This is a genomic window from Anaeromyxobacter diazotrophicus, assembly GCF_013340205.1.
Taxonomy (GTDB): Bacteria; Myxococcota; Myxococcia; order Myxococcales; family Anaeromyxobacteraceae; genus Anaeromyxobacter_A; species Anaeromyxobacter_A diazotrophicus.
Genome location: NZ_BJTG01000001.1, coordinates 30,472 through 49,110 on the forward strand (window position 1 = coordinate 30,472; position 18,639 = coordinate 49,110).

An 18,639-nucleotide genomic window follows, 5' to 3' on the forward strand; every position below is an offset into this window, starting at 1 on the left:
CGACCCCGACATCGACCTCGACCCCGACCGCGGCTTCGACGCCGACCGCGACTTCGTTACCGCGCCGGGGCAGGCGGCGCGGGCGGCGGCCGCGGCGCGTAGAAGCGGTAGCGCCGCACCACGCGCCCGCGCCACGTCGCCGCCAGCTCACCCCGCTCCTCCAGCGGACCGAGCAGCTCCTCCAGCTTCGCCCGCGACGGCCCGAGCCGCTCCGGCGCGACCACGAGGAGCGGGCGCGGGTCGGGCGGCGCCGGCGGGTAGTAGCTGGGCCCGGCCGGCCGGTCGGAGACGTAGGCGAGCGGCTCGGCGGAGCGCCACCCGAGCTGGCCCACCGCCATCCAGTGCGTCGTCGCGAGCCGCGCCCCGGGCGCGAGGCGGCGCGCCACCGCGAGCGGCTCCTCCCAGCCGCGCAGCTCGTCGAGCGGGCTCGCCCACGGGAGGGGCAGCGCCAGGGCGAGGAGGAGCGCCGCCACCAGCGCGCCGCCGGTCCACAGCGCGGCCCGGGCCCAGCGCGCGCCGGCCGCGGCGAGGAGCAGGAGCGCGGAGAGCCAGGCCGGGGCCGGCCAGTGCGGGAGCGCGCCGGGGGTGCGCGCGGCGGCGAGCGTGAAGAAGGCGGCCACCGGGAGCGCGGTCAGGGCCGCCGCGAGCCGGGCCGGAGGCTGCGCCGCGCCGGCCCGGAGCGCGCGCCACGCCGCCGCGGCGGCGAGCGCGAGCAGCACCGGCGAGACGTAGGCGGCCTGCGCCCCGGCCGACTGCGCCAGGCGGGCCCACGAGAAGCTGCGCCCGGAGAGCCCGTGCTGGAGCTGGAAGGCGAACGACGGCCAGCCGTGCGCGGCGTTCCACCGCAGCATGGGGGCGGCGAGGAGGAGCGCCAGCCCCGCGCCGAGCCAGGGCCAGGGGGTGGCGAGCGCGCGGCGCCCTTCGCCGGTCGCGAGGAGCGCGCCCAGCACCCCGGCCGCGAGCAGGCCGGCGGTGAGCTTCGAGAGCGCCGCCATCCCCAGCAGCGCGCCGGCGAGGAGGAAGAGCCGCCGGTCGGCCCGCAGCGCCCGGTCCACGGCCCACAGCGCGCCGGCCCACGCGAACGCGAGCGGCGCGTCGGGCGTGGCGAGCACCGCGCCGACCGAGAACACCGGGGCCGCCTGCAGGAGCGCCGCCGCCAGCACCGCCGCGCGCGGCCCGGCCCAGGCGCGCGCCAGCGAGGCGGCGAAGAGGGTCGTCCCCGCCTGCAGCAGCAGCGAGGGCAGGCGCACCGCCAGCGCGCACCGGCCGAAGAGCCGCAGCGGGCCGGCGATGAGCCAGGCGACGAGCGGCGGGTGATCGAGGTACCCGGGCGCGAGGTGGCGCGCCCAGTCGACGTAGTAGGCCTCGTCGGTGGTGATCGGCGCGAGCGCCGCGAGCGCCGCCCGCCCCGCGAGGCCTAGGCCGGTGATGAGCAACACCGCGCGGGTGGCGGACCGGGGCAAGGCCCGAGGGTGGCTCGGTTCGGGGCGTATGTCGAGCCCGCGCGTTCGCTATGATGAACCCCCCGCACGCCCTCACGTGCGGCCCCTTCCCCTCGCCGGAGGTTCACCCATGGCCAGCACCGTCCCCGAGCTCAAGCCCTCCTCGCGCCTGCTCCTCGGCCCCGGCCCGAGCATGGTCCACCCGCGCGTCCTGCGCGCGATGTCGACGCCGCTGCTCGGCCACCTCGACCCCGAGTTCCTCGTCATCATGAACGAGGTGCAGGGGATGCTGCGCACAGTCTTCCAGACGGAGAACCCGTTTACCATCGCCATCTCCGGCACCGGCTCCGCCGGCATGGAGGCGGCGCTCGTGAACGTCGTCGAGCCGGGCGACAAGGTGATCGTGTGCGTGGCGGGCGTCTTCGGCGCCCGGCTGGCGGAGATCGTCGGCCGCTGCGGCGGGCAGCTCGTGAAGCTCGAGGTGCCCTGGGGCCAGGTCTTCACGCTCGACCGCATCGAGGAGGCGCTGCGCAAGGAGGGGCGGGTCAGGGCGGTGGCGATCGTGCACGCCGAGACCTCCACCGGCGCCCAGCAACCGCTCGACGGGCTCGGCAAGCTCTGCCGCGACCACGGCGCGCTCCTGGTGGTGGACGCCGTCACCTCCCTCGGCGGCGTGCCGGTCGAGGTGGATCGGAACGGGATCGACGTCTGCTACTCCGGGACGCAGAAGTGCCTCTCCTGCCCGCCCGGCCTGGCCCCGCTCACCTTCTCGCCGCGCGCGCTCGAGCTGGTGCGGGCCCGCAAGCACAAGGTCCAGAGCTGGTACCTCGACGTCTCGATGATCGCGGACTACTGGGCCGACGGGAAGCGCGCCTACCACCACACCGCGCCCATCAGCATGGTGTACGCGCTCCGCGAGTCGCTGCGCCTGGTGCTGGAGGAGGGGCTCGAGCCGCGCTTCGCGCGGCACCGCCGCCACTCGGCCGCGGTCATGGCCGGCCTGGCCGAGCTGGGCTGCACCCCCAACGCGGCCGAGGGGCACCGGCTGCCGAGCCTCAACTGCGTGCGGACGCCCGAGGGCGTGAACGACGAGGCGCCCATCCGGAAGGCGCTCCTCGCCGACCACGGCATCGAGATCGGCGGCGGCCTCGGGCCGCTCGTCGGCAAGATCTGGCGCATCGGGCTCATGGGCGAGTCGTCGCGGCAGGAGCACGTGCTGGCGGTGCTCGCCGCGCTGGAGCAGGCCCTGGCCCGGACCGGGCGCGCCGTCGCGCCGGGCGCGGCGGTCTCGGCGGCGCTGAAGACCTACGCGCGGTAGGGCGCCCGCTCAGCCCCCGGCGCCGCCGTCGGTCGCGGCGCCGGGCGCGGCCGCGAGCGGCAGCCGCAGCGTGAAGAGGGCGCCGCCCCGCGGGTGGTTCGCGGCGGAGAGCGCGCCCCCGTGCCGCTCGACGATGCCGTAGCTGATGGCGAGGCCGAGCCCGGTGCCCTTCCCGACCGGCTTGGTGGTGAAGAACGGGTCGAAGAGCCGCGGCAGGTTCTCCGGCTCGATCCCCGGGCCGTTGTCGTGGAACTCGAGCACCGCCGCGCCGCCCTCCACCCGGGCCGCGACCTCGAGCCGCGGGGCGGGCTGCGCCGCGGTGGCGTCGTGGGCGTTCTGCACCAGGTTCATGAGCACCTGCTGCAGCTGGCCGGGCGAGCCCTCCAGCTCCAGCGCGGGCGGCAGGTGGAGCTCGACCTCGAAGTTGGTCTTGGCCGCCTTGGCCACCCAATGGATCGCGCTCCGCACCACCGCCGTGAGGTCGAAGCGGCGGCGCTCCTCGCGGTCCACCGCCGAGAACCGCTTCAGCCCGTCCACGATGGCGCGCGTGCGCTCGGCGCCCTCGATGGTCCCCTCGATGAGCGGCTGCAGATCCTCGATGACCCGGTCGATGCGCAGCTCCGCCCGGAGCGCGGCCAGCTCGGCCGGCGGCGCGCCCCGGTGGACCGCGCCGAGGTAGCGCGCGAGCCGCGCCGTGTAGCGCTGCAGCGAGTAGACGTTGCCGAGCACGAAGCTGATGGGGTTGTTGAGCTCGTGGGCGACGCCGGCCACGAGCCGCCCGAGCGAGGCCATCTTCTCCGCGTGCACGAGCTGCTGCTGCGCGCGCTTCAGCTTCTCGTGCGCCTCGCGCAGGCCGTCGTAGGCGCGCCGGAGCTCGCCCACCGGCCGCCCGGTCACCACCATCCCCAGCACCCGGCCGGTGGGGCCGTGGCGCGGCGTGCCGTTGAGCGAGACCGGGATGGCGCTCCCGTCGGCGGCGCGCAGCTGCAGCTCGAGGTCGTGCACGGGGTCGCCGCCGGGCCGCACCAGGATCCGGGTCGCCTGCTCGCGCGACGCCGCGTCGGCGAACAGCTCGGCCACCGGCTGGCCGCGCAGCTCCTGCTCGGAGCGGCCGGTCAGCTTCACCAGCGAGTGGTTCACGTCCTCGATGGCGCCGTCGCGCCCGGAGACGAGCAGGATGTCGGACATCGAGCCGAGGACGCTCTCGATGAAGCGCTGCGACGCCTCCAGCGCCGCGTTCTTCTCCTCCAGCGCCACCTCGTACTGGAGCAGGTCGTTGTAGACCTCCTCCATCTTCTGGATCACCTGGATCCAGACGCCCTCGCCGACGCCCTCCGGCACCTGGCTCCAGTGCAGCGCCTCGTCCATGGGCACGCGCAGGGTCATCAGTGCACCGTGCACACCATGCAGGGGTCGAACGACCGCACCACGTGCTGCACCAGGACCGCCGCCTCGCCGTCCCCCACCGGCAGCCCGGTGAGCGCCTGCTCGAGCGGCCCGGGCTGGCCGCCGGCGTCGCGCGGCGAGAAGTTCCAGGTGGTGGGCGCGATGATCTGGTAGCCGTGGATGCGGCCGCCGCGCACCTCGAGCCAGTGGCCGAGGCCGCCGCGGGCCGCCTCGACGAGGCCCACGCCGCTCGCCTCGTCCGGCAGCGCGCCGTCGGCGCAGAACGGCTCGCCGGGCGCGAGCGCCGCCACCCACCGCTCCATCTCCGGCACCAGCCGCGCCAGCTCGAGCAGCCGCCCCGCCACGCGCGAGAGCACGTTGCCCCCGCCCCGCGCCACCAGGTCGCGGGCCAGCGGGTGCCCCGCCACCACCTGGCGCGCCAGCGCCCCCACCTCGACCACGCGCCCGCCGAGCCGGGGCGCCTTGCACCAGGTGTACGCGCCGGGCTTGTCCGGAGCGGGGCGCGTCACTCCCTGGGCCGGGTGGCGGGGGACGTCGTCGGCGAGCCAGGCGTGGCTCACGTCCTCGTCGATGGAGGCGGGATCGAGCGGGTGGAGCGCGCCGTCGTACACGCCCGGCGCGAGCCACGGGGCGCCGTCGGGCCCGTACGCGCCCACGCTCATGAAGGCGTCGTGCGCCCGCCCGTACCGCTCGAGCCCGAGGTCGTCGGCCACGCGGAGGAAGGCCGCGAAGTCGCTCGCGCCGGCCGGGCGCGCGTCGCGCCAGGCCGCGAGCGCCGCCGCGTCGTCGAGCGCCGCCACGCGCTCGAGCGCGTCCCCGTAGAGCGTCCGCTCCAGGAAGGCGCGGAACGCGCGCAGCGTGAGGAGCAGCTGGAGCTTCTCGTGCGGGAGCACGGCGCGCGAGGTGCCGCCCGGCTGCAGCGCCAGCGTGTGCGGCCACTTCCCGGCCAGGAGCCCCATGAGATCGAGGAGCCGCGCCCGCGCCTCGAGCGCCTCGGCCGCGGCGCTCCCGCGCACCGCCTGGAAGCGCGCCTGGACGGCGTCGAACCAGGGGCGCCGCGCGTAGGCCTCGCGCGCGAAGTCGGGCATGAAGAAGAGGTAGAAGTGGGTGAGGTGGTCGGCGGCGCTCTCGGCCGCGCGGACCAGGTCCGAGGCGAGCCGCCCGTTGGCCGGCGCCTCGAGGCCCATGGCGGAGGCGAGCGCGCGCGCGGCCGCCGCCGACTGCGCGACCGAGCAGATGCCGCACACGCGCGGCACGATGGTGAGCGCGTCGAGCGGTGTCTTCCCGGCCAGGAGCTGCTCGAACCCGCGGTACATCGGCGAGCACACCCGCGCCGCCCGCACCGCGCCCCCCTCCACGTCGAGCGTGACCTCGAGGTCCCCCTCGACGCGGTTGAACGGGCCGACGACGACGCGCTTCACTTGCGCCCCGCGGTCCGGATTCCGGGGGGGACGAGCGGGTGGTCGGCGACCGCGTTCTCGCGGACGCGCCGCGGGGTGGCCGACTTGGACAGCGCCGCCAGCGCCACGAACCAGGCCTTGGGCATGTCGATGGGCAGCGCGATGGGGATGCCGGCCACCTTCGGCGTGGCGGCGAAGGGGTGGCCCGGCTCCTCGAACCCGGGCGCGGTGCAGTCGATGCACGCGAACCCGCCGCGGAGGCACGACCCCGAGCCGTTCCACAGGCGCGTGTTGCAGTCGGCGTGCGCCTGCGTCGCCTTGCACCCCATGTTCTCCATGAGGCAGCCCAGGTCCGAAGGCCGGTGCGCGCTCGCCTTGAACTCGTAGTACTCGTTGCGCGGGCAGCCGTGGTGCACGAGCTGGTCGGCGTAGGCCCTGGGGCGCCCCAGCCGGTCGAGGTCGGCCGGGCCGAGCGCGCCCATCCCGAGCGCGACCAGCGTCTCGACCATCCAGTCGGGGTGGGGCGGGCACCCCGCCACGTTGACCACCGGCAGCCCGTCCGGCGCGCGCCACTCCGCGCCGAGCAGCCCGCCCGGCGCGTCGCCCTCGTACTGCAGGCCGCAGGCGTCGGCCGGGTTGCCGCCGCCCGAGCTCATCCCGCCGAAGGCGGCGCAGGTGCCCACCGCCACCACCTGCCGCGCCCGCGCCGCCAGGCGGCGCACCCAGGCCATCATCGGCTCGCCGGTCCCGGCCGCCAGGTGGAAGCGGCCCGTGCCCGCCGGCCCGCGCAGCACCGCGCCCTCCAGGCAGAGCACGTCGAGCCGCGTCCGGCCGTCGGCGCAGGCGCGCCACACCTCGAGCGCCTCGGCGCCGCTCGCCTCGGAGAGGCTCGGGTGCCAGAGCAGCTCCACCCCGGCGCCGGCCAGCGTCCGGTGGAGGTCGCCCGCCTTGGAGCCGAGGAGCGACATGCTGCAGCCGCCGCACCCGCCGGACTGGAGCCACAGGACGTTGAGGCGCCCGCCGGCGCTGGAGTCGCCCGGCATCCGTCAGCTCCGCTCGAGCTGGTAGCGGGCGAGCTTCGACCGGAGCCCCACCCGCGACAGCCCCAGCTCCTGGGCCGCGCGCGTCTTGTTCCAGCGGTGCCGCAGGAGCGTCTCGCGCAGGATGCGCGCCTCGAGCTGCTCGATGCGCTCCTTCAACGTCCCGTCGAGCCCGGCGAGGAGCGAGAGGTCGCGCTCCTGCCCCTCGGCGGCGGCGTGCAGCACGCGCGGGGAGAGCAGCTCCGCCCCCAGCCAGGGCCCGTCGGCCAGGGCCAGCATGCGCTGGACCTCGTTCTGCAGCTCGCGGCCGTTGCCGGGCCAGCGATAGCGCTTGAGGCACGCCATGGCCTCGGGCGTGAACCCCTCCACCGGGAGGCGCAGCTGCGCCCGGCTCCGCTCCAGGATCGACCGCGCCAGCGGCTCGATGTCCATCGGCCGGTCGCGGAGCGGCGGGAGCGGCAGGGTCACGGTGGCGATGCGGTAGTAGAGATCCTCGCGGAAGCGGCCGGTCCGGACGTCCTCGTCGAGGTCGCGGTTGGTGGCGGCGACCACGCGCACGTCCACCGAGAGCGTGCGCGAGCTTCCCACCGGGCGGATCTCGCCCTCCTGCAGGGCCCGCAGGAGCTTCACCTGGAAGGCGGCCGAGGTGTCGCCGATCTCGTCGAGGAAGATGGTCCCGCCGTCCGCCTCCTGGAAGAGGCCGAGCCGATCCTCGTAGGCGCCGGTGAACGCGCCGCGCTTGTGGCCGAACAGCTCCGACTCGAGCAGCTCGTCCGGCAAGGCGCCGCAGTTCTCGATCACGAACGGGCGCGCGCCCCGGCCGCTGCCGTAGTGCAGCGCGCGGGCGACGAGCTCCTTGCCGGTGCCGGACTCGCCGGTGATGAGCACCGAGAGGTCGTGGGGCGCGATGCGCTCGACCAGCTCGCAGACGCGCTCGAGCGGGCTGTCCGGCGCGCGGACGATGGCGTCGGCGGCGAAGCGCTGGCGCGCCTGGGCCCGCTTGGCCTCGACCTGCTGCTTCAGCACCACCGGCGCGTCGCGCAGCTCGAGCGAGAGCCGCTGGTGCTCGCGCTGCAGCCGGTAGACCTCGACCGCGCTGCGGAGCGTGAGCAGGAGCTGCTCGGGGTGCCAGGGCTTGAGGAGGTACTGCCAGATCCCGGCCTCGTTGACGCCCGCGATGATGTCCTCGGCGTCGGTGTAGCCGGAGATGACGATGCGGATCGGGTCGGGCCACTCCGCCCGGACCTTCTTCAGGAACGCCACCCCGGGCATGCCGGGCATCCGCTGGTCGCAGAGGATGATGGTGACGAACTCCCGCCGGAGGACCTCGAGCGCCTCCTCCGCGGTGCTGGCGGTGAAGACGGTGAACTCCTCCTCCAGCGTCCGCGTGAGCGCCTCCAGCGAGCGCACCTCGTCGTCGACCACCAGCACGGACTGCGCGCGCGGGCGCGCAGGGGCGCTGCTCCGGTCGTCGGGGACCGAAGTGAGGGCTGAGACCGCTTCCAAGGACCTACCTCCTCGCCGATATTCGCCGTTCCCACCCGGGACGTTCAACCCCGCACGCTCCCGGCGTGAATTCCGCGCGGGAGCGGGACCGGAATACACGCTTCCGCCCCTTCAGCCAAAGCGGAAAGCGACCTGCCGGGCGTGTTTCCACCGTAACTCGCAAGCACTTGAATTTACTCCGTGGCTCCGCCGTGGACGGACGGCACACCTCGTGCTGCATCCCCGTCCGGGGAATGGATCACTCGCAACCGCTCGCTCGGCGTCGGCCACGGGCCACCTGGGCGGGCCTCACGGAGAACCTCATGAGCGAGCTGGAAACCAAGGGCGTTTCGCGCCGCGACTTCCTGAAGGTGGCCACCATGGCCGCCGGCGCGGTCGGCCTGCCGGCCTGGGCCGGCGAGAAGATGGCGGAGAAGGCCGCCTCGAGCGCCAAGCCGCCCGTCATCTGGCTGCACTTCCAGGAGTGCACCGGCTGCTCGGAGTCGCTGCTCCGCACGAGCGCCCCCGACGTCGCCCAGCTCATCCTGGGCCTCATCTCGCTCGACTACCACGAGACGCTCATGGTGCCGTCCGGCTACCAGGCGGAGAAGTCGCTCGAGGAGTCGATGGAGAAGAACGCCGGGAAGTACGTGCTCGTGGTCGAGGGCGCCATCCCGACGAAGGAGGACGGCATCTACTGCCGCGTCGGCGGCAAGACCGCCATGGAGACGCTGAAGAAGGTCGCCGCCAAGGCGGGCGCCATCGTCTCCATCGGCTCCTGCGCCTCCTGGGGCGGCATCCCCTCGGCCGACCCGAACCCCACGGGCGCGGTGGGCGTGAACAAGCTCGTCACCGACAAGCCGGTGGTGAACATCCCCGGCTGCCCGGCGAACCCGTACAACCTGCTCGGCACCGTGCTCCAGTTCGCGACCTTCGGCACGCTGCCGGCGCTCGACGACCTGGGCCGCCCGAAGTTCGCCTACGCCCGCACCATCCACGAGGACTGCCCGCGCCGGCCGCACTTCGACGCCGGCCGCTTCGCGCAGAAGTACGGCGACGAGGGCCACAAGGCCGGCTACTGCCTCTACAAGCTCGGCTGCAAGGGCCCGGCGACGCACGCCAACTGCTCGCTCAACCACTTCGTCGAGGTCCCCGGCGCCTGGCCCATCGGCATCGGCCACCCGTGCTTCGGCTGCACCGAGCAGAAGCTCGGCTTCCGCATGCCGCTGCACGACACGGTCGACGTCGAGCGCCCGACCGCCCCGGGCACCTACCCGGCCATCCGCCCCGACCACAGCGTCGTGACGCCGGCCTCGGTGGGCGTGGCGGGCCTCATCGTCGGCGGGCTGGTCGGCGCCGGCTACATGGCCTCGAAGAAGCTCTCGAACGACACCGAGAAGCAGGGGAAGGAGTAGCGCGATGCGCATCTCCCGTCGAAGCCTGCTGAAGGGGGCGGTGGCGGCCGGGGCCGCGACCGCCGTCGTCGGCCGGGCCGAAGCCCGCGAGAAGCGGGAGGTCGAGGCGGAAGCGGTCGGCATGCTGTACGACTCGACCCTCTGCATCGGCTGCCGCGCCTGCGTCACGAAGTGCAAGGAGGCGAACGGCCTCCCCTACGACCGCAGCGCGGACGGCCTCTACGACCAGCCCGACGACCTGAACGGCAACACCAAGAACGTCATCAAGGTGCTCGCTTCCGAGGGCGGCCAGTACGCCTTCATGAAGCAGCAGTGCATGCACTGCGTCGACCCGTCCTGCGTCTCGGTCTGCATGATGGGCGCCCTCCACAAGGAGGGCCAGGGCACCCGCCACCACGACGGCGAGGTGCGCGGCAGCGGCATCGTCCTCTACGACAAGAACACCTGCGTCGGCTGCCGCTACTGCCAGATCGCCTGCCCGTACCTCATCCCGAAGTTCGAGTGGACGAAGGCGTTCCCGCTCATCGTGAAGTGCGAGCTGTGCCGGCACCGGGCAGATCCCAAGAAGGCGGGCCCGCTGGCGGTGGCGAACCCTGCCTGCTGCGAGGTGTGCCCGCGCGAGGCGGTGGTCTACGGCAAGCGCGCGGAGCTGCTCGCCGAGGCGAAGCGCCGCCTGGCGGCGAACCCGCAGAAGTACAACGGCCACGTCTACGGCGAGGTCGAGGGCGGCGGGACGCAGGTGCTGTACCTCGCCGCGAAGGGCGTCGAGTTCAAGCAGCTCGGCCTGCCCGAGCTGCCGGAGGAGTCGCAGGCCTACTTCTCCGAGCACGTCTCGCACATGCCGTACCTGAACGGCATCACGCCCATCGCGCTCTACGCGGCGGCCGCGTTCGTGGTGCGCCGGAACCGGAAGAAGGAAGAGGCGGCCGAGCACCATGGGGAGGGCAAGTAGATGAGCGGCCACGATCATCCGAAGGCCATCGGCGGCAAGCTGTTCAGCCCGCTGATGAACGTCTGCCTGGGTCTCTTCGCGCTGTCGGTCGCGGTCATGGCCTACCGGTTCTTCGCCGGCGTCGGGCCGGTGAGCGCCATGTCCGACGGCTACGCCTGGGGCATCTGGGAGCCGGTCAACGTCGTCGTCTTCACCGGCATCGGCGCGGGCGCCTACTCGACGGGCCTGCTCTGCTACCTCCTCAACCAGGGCAAGTACCACCCGCTGGTCCGCCCGGCGGTGCTGCTCGGCGCCATCGCGTACTCGCTGGCGGGCGCCTCCATCCTCATCGCGCTGGGCCGGTACTGGAACGTCTACTGGCTGTTCCTGCCCGGCGTGTGGAACCTCGGCTCGGTGCTGCTCGAGGTCGCCGCCTGCGTGATGACCTACGTGATGGTGCTGTGGATCGAGGTGCTCCCGGCCGTCCTCGAGGGCGCCGCCGACAGCAAGCACCCGTTCTGGGCGAAGATCGGCAAGAAGTGGGGGCCGGTGCTGGCGAAGGCCATGCCCTACTTCATCGCCGCGGCGATGATCCTGCCCACCATGCACCAGAGCTCGCTCGGCGGCCTCATGCTCATCGCCGGGCCGAAGCTGAACCCGCTCTGGCACACCGCGCTCCTGCCCACCCTGGCCCTCATCTCCTGCCTCGCCATGGGCTACGGCGCGGTGGTGGCGCTGACGAACATCCTGCACATGACCTGGAACGCGAAGGCCGACCAGCGGCTCTTCGCCGACCTCTCCAAGGTGAACGGCGGCCTGCTCTTCCTGTTCGTCGTGGTCCGCCTGGTCGACATCGCCGCCCACGGCAAGCTCAAGTACCTGGGGGTCTTCGACTTCCACCTGTTCTTCTTCCTGCTCGAGACGGCGCTCTTCCTCGTCCCGGCCTTCATGTTCTTCTCGAAGAAGGTCCAGCAGAACCGGGGCAAGCTCCTCGGCGCCGCGCTGCTCTCCATCCTCGCCGGCGCGCTGTGGCGCATCGACGCCTACCTCACGGCCTACAACGGCGGGGATGGCTTCGAGTACATGCCGTCCCTCGGCGAGATCGCCGTCACCGTCGGAATGGCGGCCGTCGGGGTCGCCGTGTTCCTCGTCGTCGCTCGGTTCTTCCCGGTCGTGGTCGTCGATGACGCCCGCGATCACTCCCATGTCGGCGCGGGTCAGGTTCAGGCCGCTGCCGGTCGATAGAGGTGCGTAAATGAGCCAGAGAGTCACCATCGACCCCGTCACCCGCATCGAGGGCCACCTCCGCATCGACCTCGAGGTGGAGGGGAACAAGGTCAAGAACGCCTGGTCGTCGGGCACCATGTGGCGCGGGATCGAGACCATCCTGCAGGGTCGCGATCCGCGCGAGGCCTGGATCTTCGCCCAGCGCATCTGCGGCGTGTGCACCACCGTGCACGCCATGGCGTCGGTGCGCTCGGTCGAGAACGCGCTCGACCTCGAAGTGCCGATGAACGCGCAGTACATCCGCAACATCATCGTCGCGGCGCACTGCCTGCACGATCACATCGTCCACTTCTACCATCTGTCCGCGCTGGACTGGGTGGACGTGACGAGCGCGCTCAAGGCCGATCCGGCCGCGGCGTCGAAGCTCGCCGAGTCGCTCTCCCCGTGGAAGCACAACTCCACCCGGGACCTGGCGGCGGTGAAGGAGAAGCTGGCCGGCTTCGTCGCGGGCGGCCAGCTCGGCATCTTCCAGAACGGCTACTGGGGCCACCCGGCGATGCGGCTGCCGCCGGAGGTGAACCTGCTCGCCGTCTCGCACTACCTGCAGGCGCTCGAGTACCAGCGCAAGGCGCTGCAGGTGGTGGCGATCCTCGGCTCGAAGACGCCGAACATCCAGAACCTGGCCGTGGGCGGCGTGGCCAACGCCATCAACCTCGACAACCCGGCCACGCTCAACATGCAGAAGCTGTATCAGGTGAAGGAGCTGCTCGACGAGGTGTCCGCGTTCGTCCAGCAGGCGTACTTCCCCGACGTGGCGGCGGTGGGCGGCCTGTACGCCGAGTGGACCAAGTACGGCGCCGGCGTCACCGACTACCTGTCGGTCCCGGAGCTGCCGCTCGACACGAAGGGCACGAAGTTCGACATGCCCGGCGGCACGATCATCGCCGGCCAGACGAAGCCGATCGGCGGCTTCGGCGACGCGTACTTCCGCGACGGCGTGACCGAGTCGTCGAAGTACGCCTACTACGCCGACTCCGGCTCGCCGCTCCACCCGTGGAAGGGCGAGACCAAGCCCCACTACACCGGCGACTGGAAGGCCGAGACCCCCGCCCCCGACAAGTACACCTGGGTGAAGGCGCCCCGCTTCAACGGGAAGCCCATGCAGGTCGGCCCGCTGGCGCAGGTCATGTACGCGCTCAAGGCCGGCGACCCGCTCACCACCAAGTACGCGACGGCCATGCTCAACACGGCCGGCGCGGTGGCGAAGACGAAGCTCACCCCGGCCGTCCTCGAGTCCACCGTCGGCCGCATCGCCGCCCGCGCCATCCGCGCGGCGGTGATGAGCGAGCTCGCCCAGAAGCACTGGAAGCTGCTGGTCGAGAACATCGGCAAGGGCGACACCACCATCTTCAACGACCCGATGCCGAAGCTGGCCAAGGGCGAGTACCAGGGCGTCGGCTTCCACGAGGCGCCGCGCGGGACGCTCTCGCACTGGACGGTCATCAAGAACGGCAAGCTCGCCAACTACCAGGCGGTCGTGCCCTCGACCTGGAACGCCGGCCCCCGCGCCAAGGACGACAAGGACCTCGGCCCGTACGAGAAGTCGCTCGTCGGCAACCCCATCGCCGACCCGAAGAAGCCGCTCGAGGCGCTCCGCACGGTCCACTCGTTCGACCCGTGCCTCGCCTGCGCCATCCACACCGTGGACGGCGAGGGGCAGGAGATCGCCCGCGTGAAGGTGCTGTAAACGCGGCCTTGCGGTAGCTCGAAGGGTGAGGGCCCAGCGGCCCTCACCCTTTCCTTTTGCCCTGGCCGGAGGACGTCGAGACGCGCGCGCCCGCCCCGGAGGGCGGGCGCGCGGCCCAGCCTGGTGCTCGCGGACCGCTACTTCACCGGGTTCCCCTCGGAGTACTTGAGGACGAACGGCGGGCGCGCGCCGAGGCCGGTCGCCACCCAGGCCGGCACCGTCGAGAGGTCGAGCGCGCCGGCGGCCGCGAGGTCGAGGCCGCCCGGGTCGGCGGCGGTGGCGAGGTACTCGCTGACCTGGAGCTGCTTGAACACGTACTGCCTGGAGGCGTCGGCGGCGTCGGTCACCACCGTGCCCGTCGGGATGGCCACGGCCTTGGCCTGGATGGCCGGGGTGATCTGGTAACCCGCCGCCTGCAGGTCGGCGTGCAGATCGGGCAAGCCGCTCACCCACGACCCGTCGAACTGCATCGAGTACCGGTGGTGCTCGCCGGCGCCGTTCACGAGGTCCATCGCGGCGAGGCGGATGGGGTCGTCGAGCTGCACGATCTGCCCGCCCGCGTCGAGGAGGAACTGCTGCGTGCCGCAGGTGGTGCACGCGCCGCTCGCATCCGGGTACTCCCAGTTGAACTGCACCTGCGTCCCGCCGATGGTCGCGCTGAGCCCCCACTGGCCCGAGGTGACGACGCCCCCGGCCACCGCCGTCGGGTGCTGCTGCAGGTCCTGCTGCCCGACCGTCAGGTAGACGAGCTCCATGAAGCTCGGGTCCGCGGGGTCCGTCACGAGCGTGTAGGTCGAGGGCGTGGCGCCCCAGGACGGCTGCGTGAACACCGTGCCGGCCGGGACGAGGGCCGCCACGTTGGCCGGGTTCGCCACCGCCTGGTTCTCGAGCTTCGCGGTGCAAGCGCCGCCCGAGCAGCTCACGACGTAGCGCACGCCCATGTTGTCGAGGTAGTACTCACGGCCGTCGGGGATCGCGTAGGCGGTGTCGCCAGGGCCGAACGTCGGCTGGTGCGTGGTCGGGTCGATCGACACGACCTGCTTCTTCACCCAGCCCGAGCCCGTGTACGCGATCCAGATCGGGCCGCTCGCGTTGACGCCGACCTGGGTGCCGAGCGTGGGCAGGAACGCCGCGCCGGTGGCGTCGACGAGCCCGTCCCGCGTCGCGTTCACCCCGAGGGTGGTGCGCGTCGACGGCGTCCCCATGCCGCTCGACCAGGAGGCGAGGTCGACCTGCGTCCCGATGGCAGGGTCGGCCACCAGGTCCGCGAACCCGGTGAAGGTGCCCGGGTCGCACACCGGCTGCGGCGCGGGCATGCCGGGCGCCGGCGGCGGAGACATGACGCACCGCTGCCAGGCGGCGCCGGTCCCCACCAGCGTGAAGCTCTGGAAGTCCCACGCCCCGACCACCACGTCCTTGATGTCGTCGAGCGCGGCGCCGACGTAGGAACGCTTCACCAGGATGCCCGGGTAGACCCGGCTCGTGGTGTACGTCTCGGTCGGCTGGTCGGGCCCGCGGTCACCTCTCGTGACGGTGACGCCCGCGGCGACCGTCTCGCCGTTCGCCCAGATCTGGTGCCGGCCCTGCCAGGCGCCGTAGTAGCCCCAGCTTCCACCGTTCGCCCCGTACCGGAACGGGAAGCCGAAGTGGCGCGACTTCGCGACGTCCGCGCCGCCGGAGTCGTACAGCCCGTAGCGCTCGACCAGATCGACGACCGTGTCGCGGTCCTTGAAGAGCGTCTCCGTCTGGCCGCCCTTCGTGAGTGCCATCTTCACGTGGTGCGCGTCGTACGCGTAAGCCACCGTCACCGGCTGCGGCTGGCAGCCGGAGGAGCCGCAGTTCTGGTCGAAGAACGAGACCTTGCCGTACCCCGCCGCGCCGGATTTGTGCATGATCCCGCGCGTCTCGAGCGGCCCGCCACCGCCACCGCCACCGTCGGTGTTGTGCACCTTCACGATCGAGGCGCCGTCCGGGCCGAGCTCGGCCGAGGCGACGAAGTACTGCGAGCCGTCCGGGGAGAGGTCCGCGTCGATCGTCCAGACGCCGTAGTCCGAGTATGACCCGTCGGCGTTCTGCGCCGGCGCCCGATAGACCTTGAGGACGGCCGTCACCAGGCCGCCGCGGTCCGCGATCCAGCAGTGCAGCACGTTCACCGGCTGCCCGCCCTCCGTCGCCACGGTCGAGTCGACGACCCACGTCTGGAGCGCCTTCTGCTGAGCCCCGTCGCCGCCCCCGTCGCCGACCGAGGTCACGTTCGCGCCGTACGGCCCGGCGCCGACGTTCGCCGGGTCGGCGTAGTTCGTCTGACCGATGGCCTTGAAGATCGAATTCAGGATGTCGAAGCGGGAGAGCGCCTGCTCGTTCACCCACTTGACGGTCGAGGCGGTCCCGTAGTCGGAGCCGGCAGGGAGGGAGCTGACCGTCAGCGCCCGCCCGAGGTCGCGGAACGCGCTCATCCGGAGCGCGCTGGCGCCCGCCGTCGCCAGCGCCGTCTGGGGCTTCGGCGGCAGGGCCGAGATCTCCTTCGGCAGCGCGACGCCGCCGGTCGCTGGCGCGCTCGCCGCCGGAGGGGACCCCTTGCTGCAGGCCACGGCCAGCAGCGCGGTGAGGCTCAAGGTGTACAGCTTCGACGTTCGGCTCATGCAGGTGTCCTCGCGAGGTGGCGTGATTCCCCCACCCGCGCTCCAGGCACGAAGCGCGCCAGCCCGCGATCGCCGCGGTTCCGGGAGGTGCGGCCATGTGTCGCTCCACTCTGGGTCGCACGTACCCTCGGTCCGTCGGCGCGGCGCCGTGCGCTCGAAATGCAGAAGCGGCCTCGGGGGAGGGAGCTGCTCGACGCACGCTTTGCGCGCGGGTCGCGACCCGCCCCCGGGTGCCGCACGCCCCGTCCGCGCATCCCGTGCGTCCCCGGCCTGCGCGCCCGCGCGCACCCTTGAAATCACCCGGCTCGCCCGCCGGCGCGCGGCCCGGGCGGCGGGTGGCACAGCCGGTGCTCAGCGGCCCTGGTGGGCGGCGGCGGCACGGACGTAGAGTCCGGCCCGCACGCCGGCTCCGGCCGGGAGGCCCGCATGTTCCGCTGGCTCAAGACGACGGTGGGCCGCGTCGCGCTCGGCTTCTTCGTCGCGGGCGCGATGATGCTGGCCGGTTCCGCGCTCGCCTACCTGGGCCAGCGCAAGGTCGCGAACCAGCTCGAGACCGTGGCGAGCGTGCACTACCCGAGCGCGCTGGCCCTGGACCGGCTCGCGCTCGGGCAGATGCAGGTCTTCCGCTTCGTGAATGGTTGCCTGATCCGGGGCCTGTCGGCGGAGGACCGCCAGCTCTCGCTCGACCGGCTCGAGCGGGGGTTGAGCGCGGTGGAGGAGGCGCGCCGCGCTTACGAGGCGCTGCCGCGCGGCGCGCGCGCCAGCGCGCTGTGGCAGGAGACTGCCGCGCCGCTCGTGGCCTGGCAGCGCGCGGTCCGGTCGGTCATGGAGGCGGCGCGGGCGCGCAACGCCGCCGAGGCGGCGGCGCGCGCGGCGGGAGCGGAGGGCCCCCAGCTGGCCGCGGCGGAGCAGGACCTGTACCGCGCCTGGTACGACGCGCGAAAGGCGCTCGCCGCGGTCGACGCCCCCGTGCAGGCGGTGGTGCAGGAGAACACCGCCTCGCTCGAGGCGGAGCGCCGCCTCGCGCGGCAGGTCGTGTCCTGGTGCGGGGTCCTCATGGCAGCGGCGGTGGTCCTGGCGCTGGCAGGCCTGGCGGCGATCGGCCTCACCATCGCCCGCAGCACGGGAGCCGCCCTCCGGAACCTCGCCTCCGAGACGGGGCGGGTGCGCAACGCGCTGGTCGAGGGGCAGCTCCAGGCGCGCGTCGACCCCGGCGCCGTGGCGGAGGAGTTCCGGCCCGTGATCGCCGGCCTGAACGAGGCCATGGACGCGGTCGCGCGGCCGCTCGACGAGGCGATCGACTGGCTCGTGGCCTTCTGCGCGGGCGAGATCCCGCCGAACGTCGAGGGGGACTACCGCGGCCGGTTCGACGAGCTGAAGCGCGGGCTCAACGACCTCATGACCACGGTGGCGAGCCGCGGGCGGGACCTCGACGCGCTCATCCGGTCCGCCAAGGAGGGGCAGCTCTCCGCTCGCGCGGACGCGTCGCGCTACCGCGGCTCGCACCGCAAGATCCTCGACCACGTGAACGAGCTGCTGGAGCTCGTCGAGGCGCCCGGCCGCGAGGCGCGGCGGGTGCTCGAGGCGCTGGCGCAGCGCGACCTCACGGTCCGGATGGAGGGCAGCTACCAGGGCGACCACGCCCGGATGCGCGAGGCGGTGAACGCGACCGCGCAGGCGCTCCACGACGCGCTGGGGCAGGTCGCCGAGGCGGCCCACCAGGTCGCCTCCGCCTCGGGCCAGATCGCCTCGTCGAGCCAGGTCGTGGCGGGCGGCGCGAGCCAGCAGGCGAGCGCGCTGGAGGAGACGGCCGCCAGCCTCGCGACCATGACCTCGACCACCGCGCAGGCGGCCGACCACGCCCGCCAGGCGGACGCGCTGGCGAAGACGGCGCACGCCGCCGCCACCGCCGGCGCGGCGGCGGTCGGGCAGATGACCAGCTCCATGGCGCGGATCCGCGCCTCGGCCGAGGGCACCTCCCAGATCATCAAGGACATCGGCGAGATCGCCTTCCAGACGAACCTCCTCGCCCTCAACGCCGCCGTCGAGGCCGCGCGCGCGGGGGAGGCCGGCCGCGGCTTCGCCGTGGTCGCGGAGGAGGTCCGCTCGCTCGCCCTGCGCTCCAAGGAGGCCGCGCACAAGACCGAGGAGCTCATCCGGCAGGCGGTGAAGCAGGCCGGGGAAGGCGACGCCATGGCGCGGGAGGTGTCGTCGCAGCTGGGCGAGATCGTCGGCTCCGTCGCCCGCGTGACGGAGATCGTGGCCGAGCTCTCCGCGTCGGCGAAGGAGCAGGCGGCTGGCATCGTGCAGATCAGCAAGGCCGTCGGCGAGATGGACGCGGTCGTGCAACAGAACGCCGCCAGCTCCGAGGAGTCGTCCTCGGCGGCCGAGGAGCTGTCGAGCCAGTCTCAGGAGCTCGCCGGCATGGTGGCGACCTTCCAGCTCTCGCGCGCCGGCCAGCCCGGCCGGGCGCCGGCGAAGACCGCACGCCCCCGGAGAGCTGGGACCGACGAACGCGCTGGCAACGCCGCGGCTCGCTAGGCAGACTGGGGAGATGACGGACCGGGGCGGAAGCCACGCCGCCC

At 73.2% G+C, this 18,639-nt stretch carries 12 protein-coding genes; 6 read left to right on the forward strand and 6 right to left on the reverse strand.

The features are described 5' to 3' along the window. Nucleotides 1-56: 56 nt before the first annotated feature. On the reverse strand, nucleotides 57-1,463 hold the full coding sequence (locus HWY08_RS00135) for a glycosyltransferase family 39 protein (RefSeq protein ID WP_176062098.1): 1,407 nt from the start codon (nucleotides 1,461-1,463) through the stop codon (nucleotides 57-59). A gap of 109 nt (nucleotides 1,464-1,572) precedes the next feature. Between HWY08_RS00135 and HWY08_RS00140 the strand changes: the two genes are divergently transcribed. After that, a complete protein-coding gene (locus HWY08_RS00140) occupies nucleotides 1,573-2,760 on the forward strand; it encodes a pyridoxal-phosphate-dependent aminotransferase family protein (RefSeq protein ID WP_176062099.1) in 1,188 nt (395 codons plus the stop codon). Nucleotides 2,761-2,769: 9 nt separating this feature from the next. On the opposite strand, the gene HWY08_RS00145 is transcribed toward HWY08_RS00140, so the two are convergent. Genes HWY08_RS00145 through HWY08_RS00160 form a run of 4 tightly spaced genes read right to left on the reverse strand, consistent with a single transcriptional unit; the run spans nucleotide 2,770 to nucleotide 8,113 of the window. Beyond that, a complete protein-coding gene (locus HWY08_RS00145) occupies nucleotides 2,770-4,146 on the reverse strand; it encodes a sensor histidine kinase (RefSeq protein WP_176062100.1) in 1,377 nt (458 codons plus the stop codon). Beyond that, nucleotides 4,146-5,588 (reverse strand): nickel-dependent hydrogenase large subunit, encoded by a 1,443-nt coding sequence (locus HWY08_RS00150; RefSeq protein WP_176062101.1) that lies wholly within the window; start codon nucleotides 5,586-5,588, stop codon nucleotides 4,146-4,148. The genes HWY08_RS00145 and HWY08_RS00150 overlap by 1 nt, the downstream gene beginning before the upstream one ends. Then, nucleotides 5,585-6,610 (reverse strand): NADH-quinone oxidoreductase subunit B family protein, encoded by a 1,026-nt coding sequence (locus tag HWY08_RS00155; RefSeq protein ID WP_176062102.1) that lies wholly within the window; start codon nucleotides 6,608-6,610, stop codon nucleotides 5,585-5,587. Before HWY08_RS00155 ends, HWY08_RS00150 begins: the two co-directional genes overlap by 4 nt. A 3-nt stretch (nucleotides 6,611-6,613) precedes the next feature. Then, nucleotides 6,614-8,113 (reverse strand): sigma-54-dependent transcriptional regulator, encoded by a 1,500-nt coding sequence (locus tag HWY08_RS00160; protein WP_176062103.1) that lies wholly within the window; start codon nucleotides 8,111-8,113, stop codon nucleotides 6,614-6,616. Nucleotides 8,114-8,415: 302 nt separating this feature from the next. On the opposite strand from HWY08_RS00160, the gene HWY08_RS00165 reads away from it, so the two are divergent. From HWY08_RS00165 to HWY08_RS00180, 4 genes are read left to right on the forward strand one after another with little or no spacing between them, the layout of a single operon-like run. After that, nucleotides 8,416-9,507, forward strand: a complete 1,092-nt coding sequence (locus HWY08_RS00165; protein WP_176062104.1) for a hydrogenase small subunit — start codon at nucleotides 8,416-8,418, stop codon at nucleotides 9,505-9,507. Between the two features lie 4 nt (nucleotides 9,508-9,511). Next, nucleotides 9,512-10,459 carry a hydrogenase 2 operon protein HybA gene (gene hybA, locus HWY08_RS00170; protein WP_176062105.1) on the forward strand — a complete coding sequence of 316 codons (948 nt, stop codon included), beginning with the start codon at nucleotides 9,512-9,514 and terminating at the stop codon, nucleotides 10,457-10,459. Then, nucleotides 10,460-11,683, forward strand: a complete 1,224-nt coding sequence (locus tag HWY08_RS00175) for a polysulfide reductase NrfD family protein (RefSeq protein WP_176062106.1) — start codon at nucleotides 10,460-10,462, stop codon at nucleotides 11,681-11,683. It begins immediately after the preceding gene. A 10-nt stretch (nucleotides 11,684-11,693) separates the two neighbouring features. Continuing rightward, nucleotides 11,694-13,412 carry a nickel-dependent hydrogenase large subunit gene (locus tag HWY08_RS00180; RefSeq protein WP_176062107.1) on the forward strand — a complete coding sequence of 573 codons (1,719 nt, stop codon included), beginning with the start codon at nucleotides 11,694-11,696 and terminating at the stop codon, nucleotides 13,410-13,412. Nucleotides 13,413-13,549: 137 nt separating this feature from the next. Here HWY08_RS00180 and HWY08_RS00185 read toward each other — a convergent pair whose 3' ends face one another. Continuing rightward, the gene (locus HWY08_RS00185; protein WP_176062108.1) at nucleotides 13,550-16,054 is read right to left on the reverse strand and encodes a hypothetical protein; all 2,505 of its coding nucleotides are present in this window, start codon (nucleotides 16,052-16,054) and stop codon (nucleotides 13,550-13,552) included. Between the two features lie 426 nt (nucleotides 16,055-16,480). Here HWY08_RS00185 and HWY08_RS00190 point away from each other — a divergent pair, with 426 nt between their 5' ends. Next, nucleotides 16,481-18,595 carry a methyl-accepting chemotaxis protein gene (locus HWY08_RS00190; protein WP_176062109.1) on the forward strand — a complete coding sequence of 705 codons (2,115 nt, stop codon included), beginning with the start codon at nucleotides 16,481-16,483 and terminating at the stop codon, nucleotides 18,593-18,595. The last annotated feature ends 44 nt before the right edge of the window (nucleotides 18,596-18,639 follow it).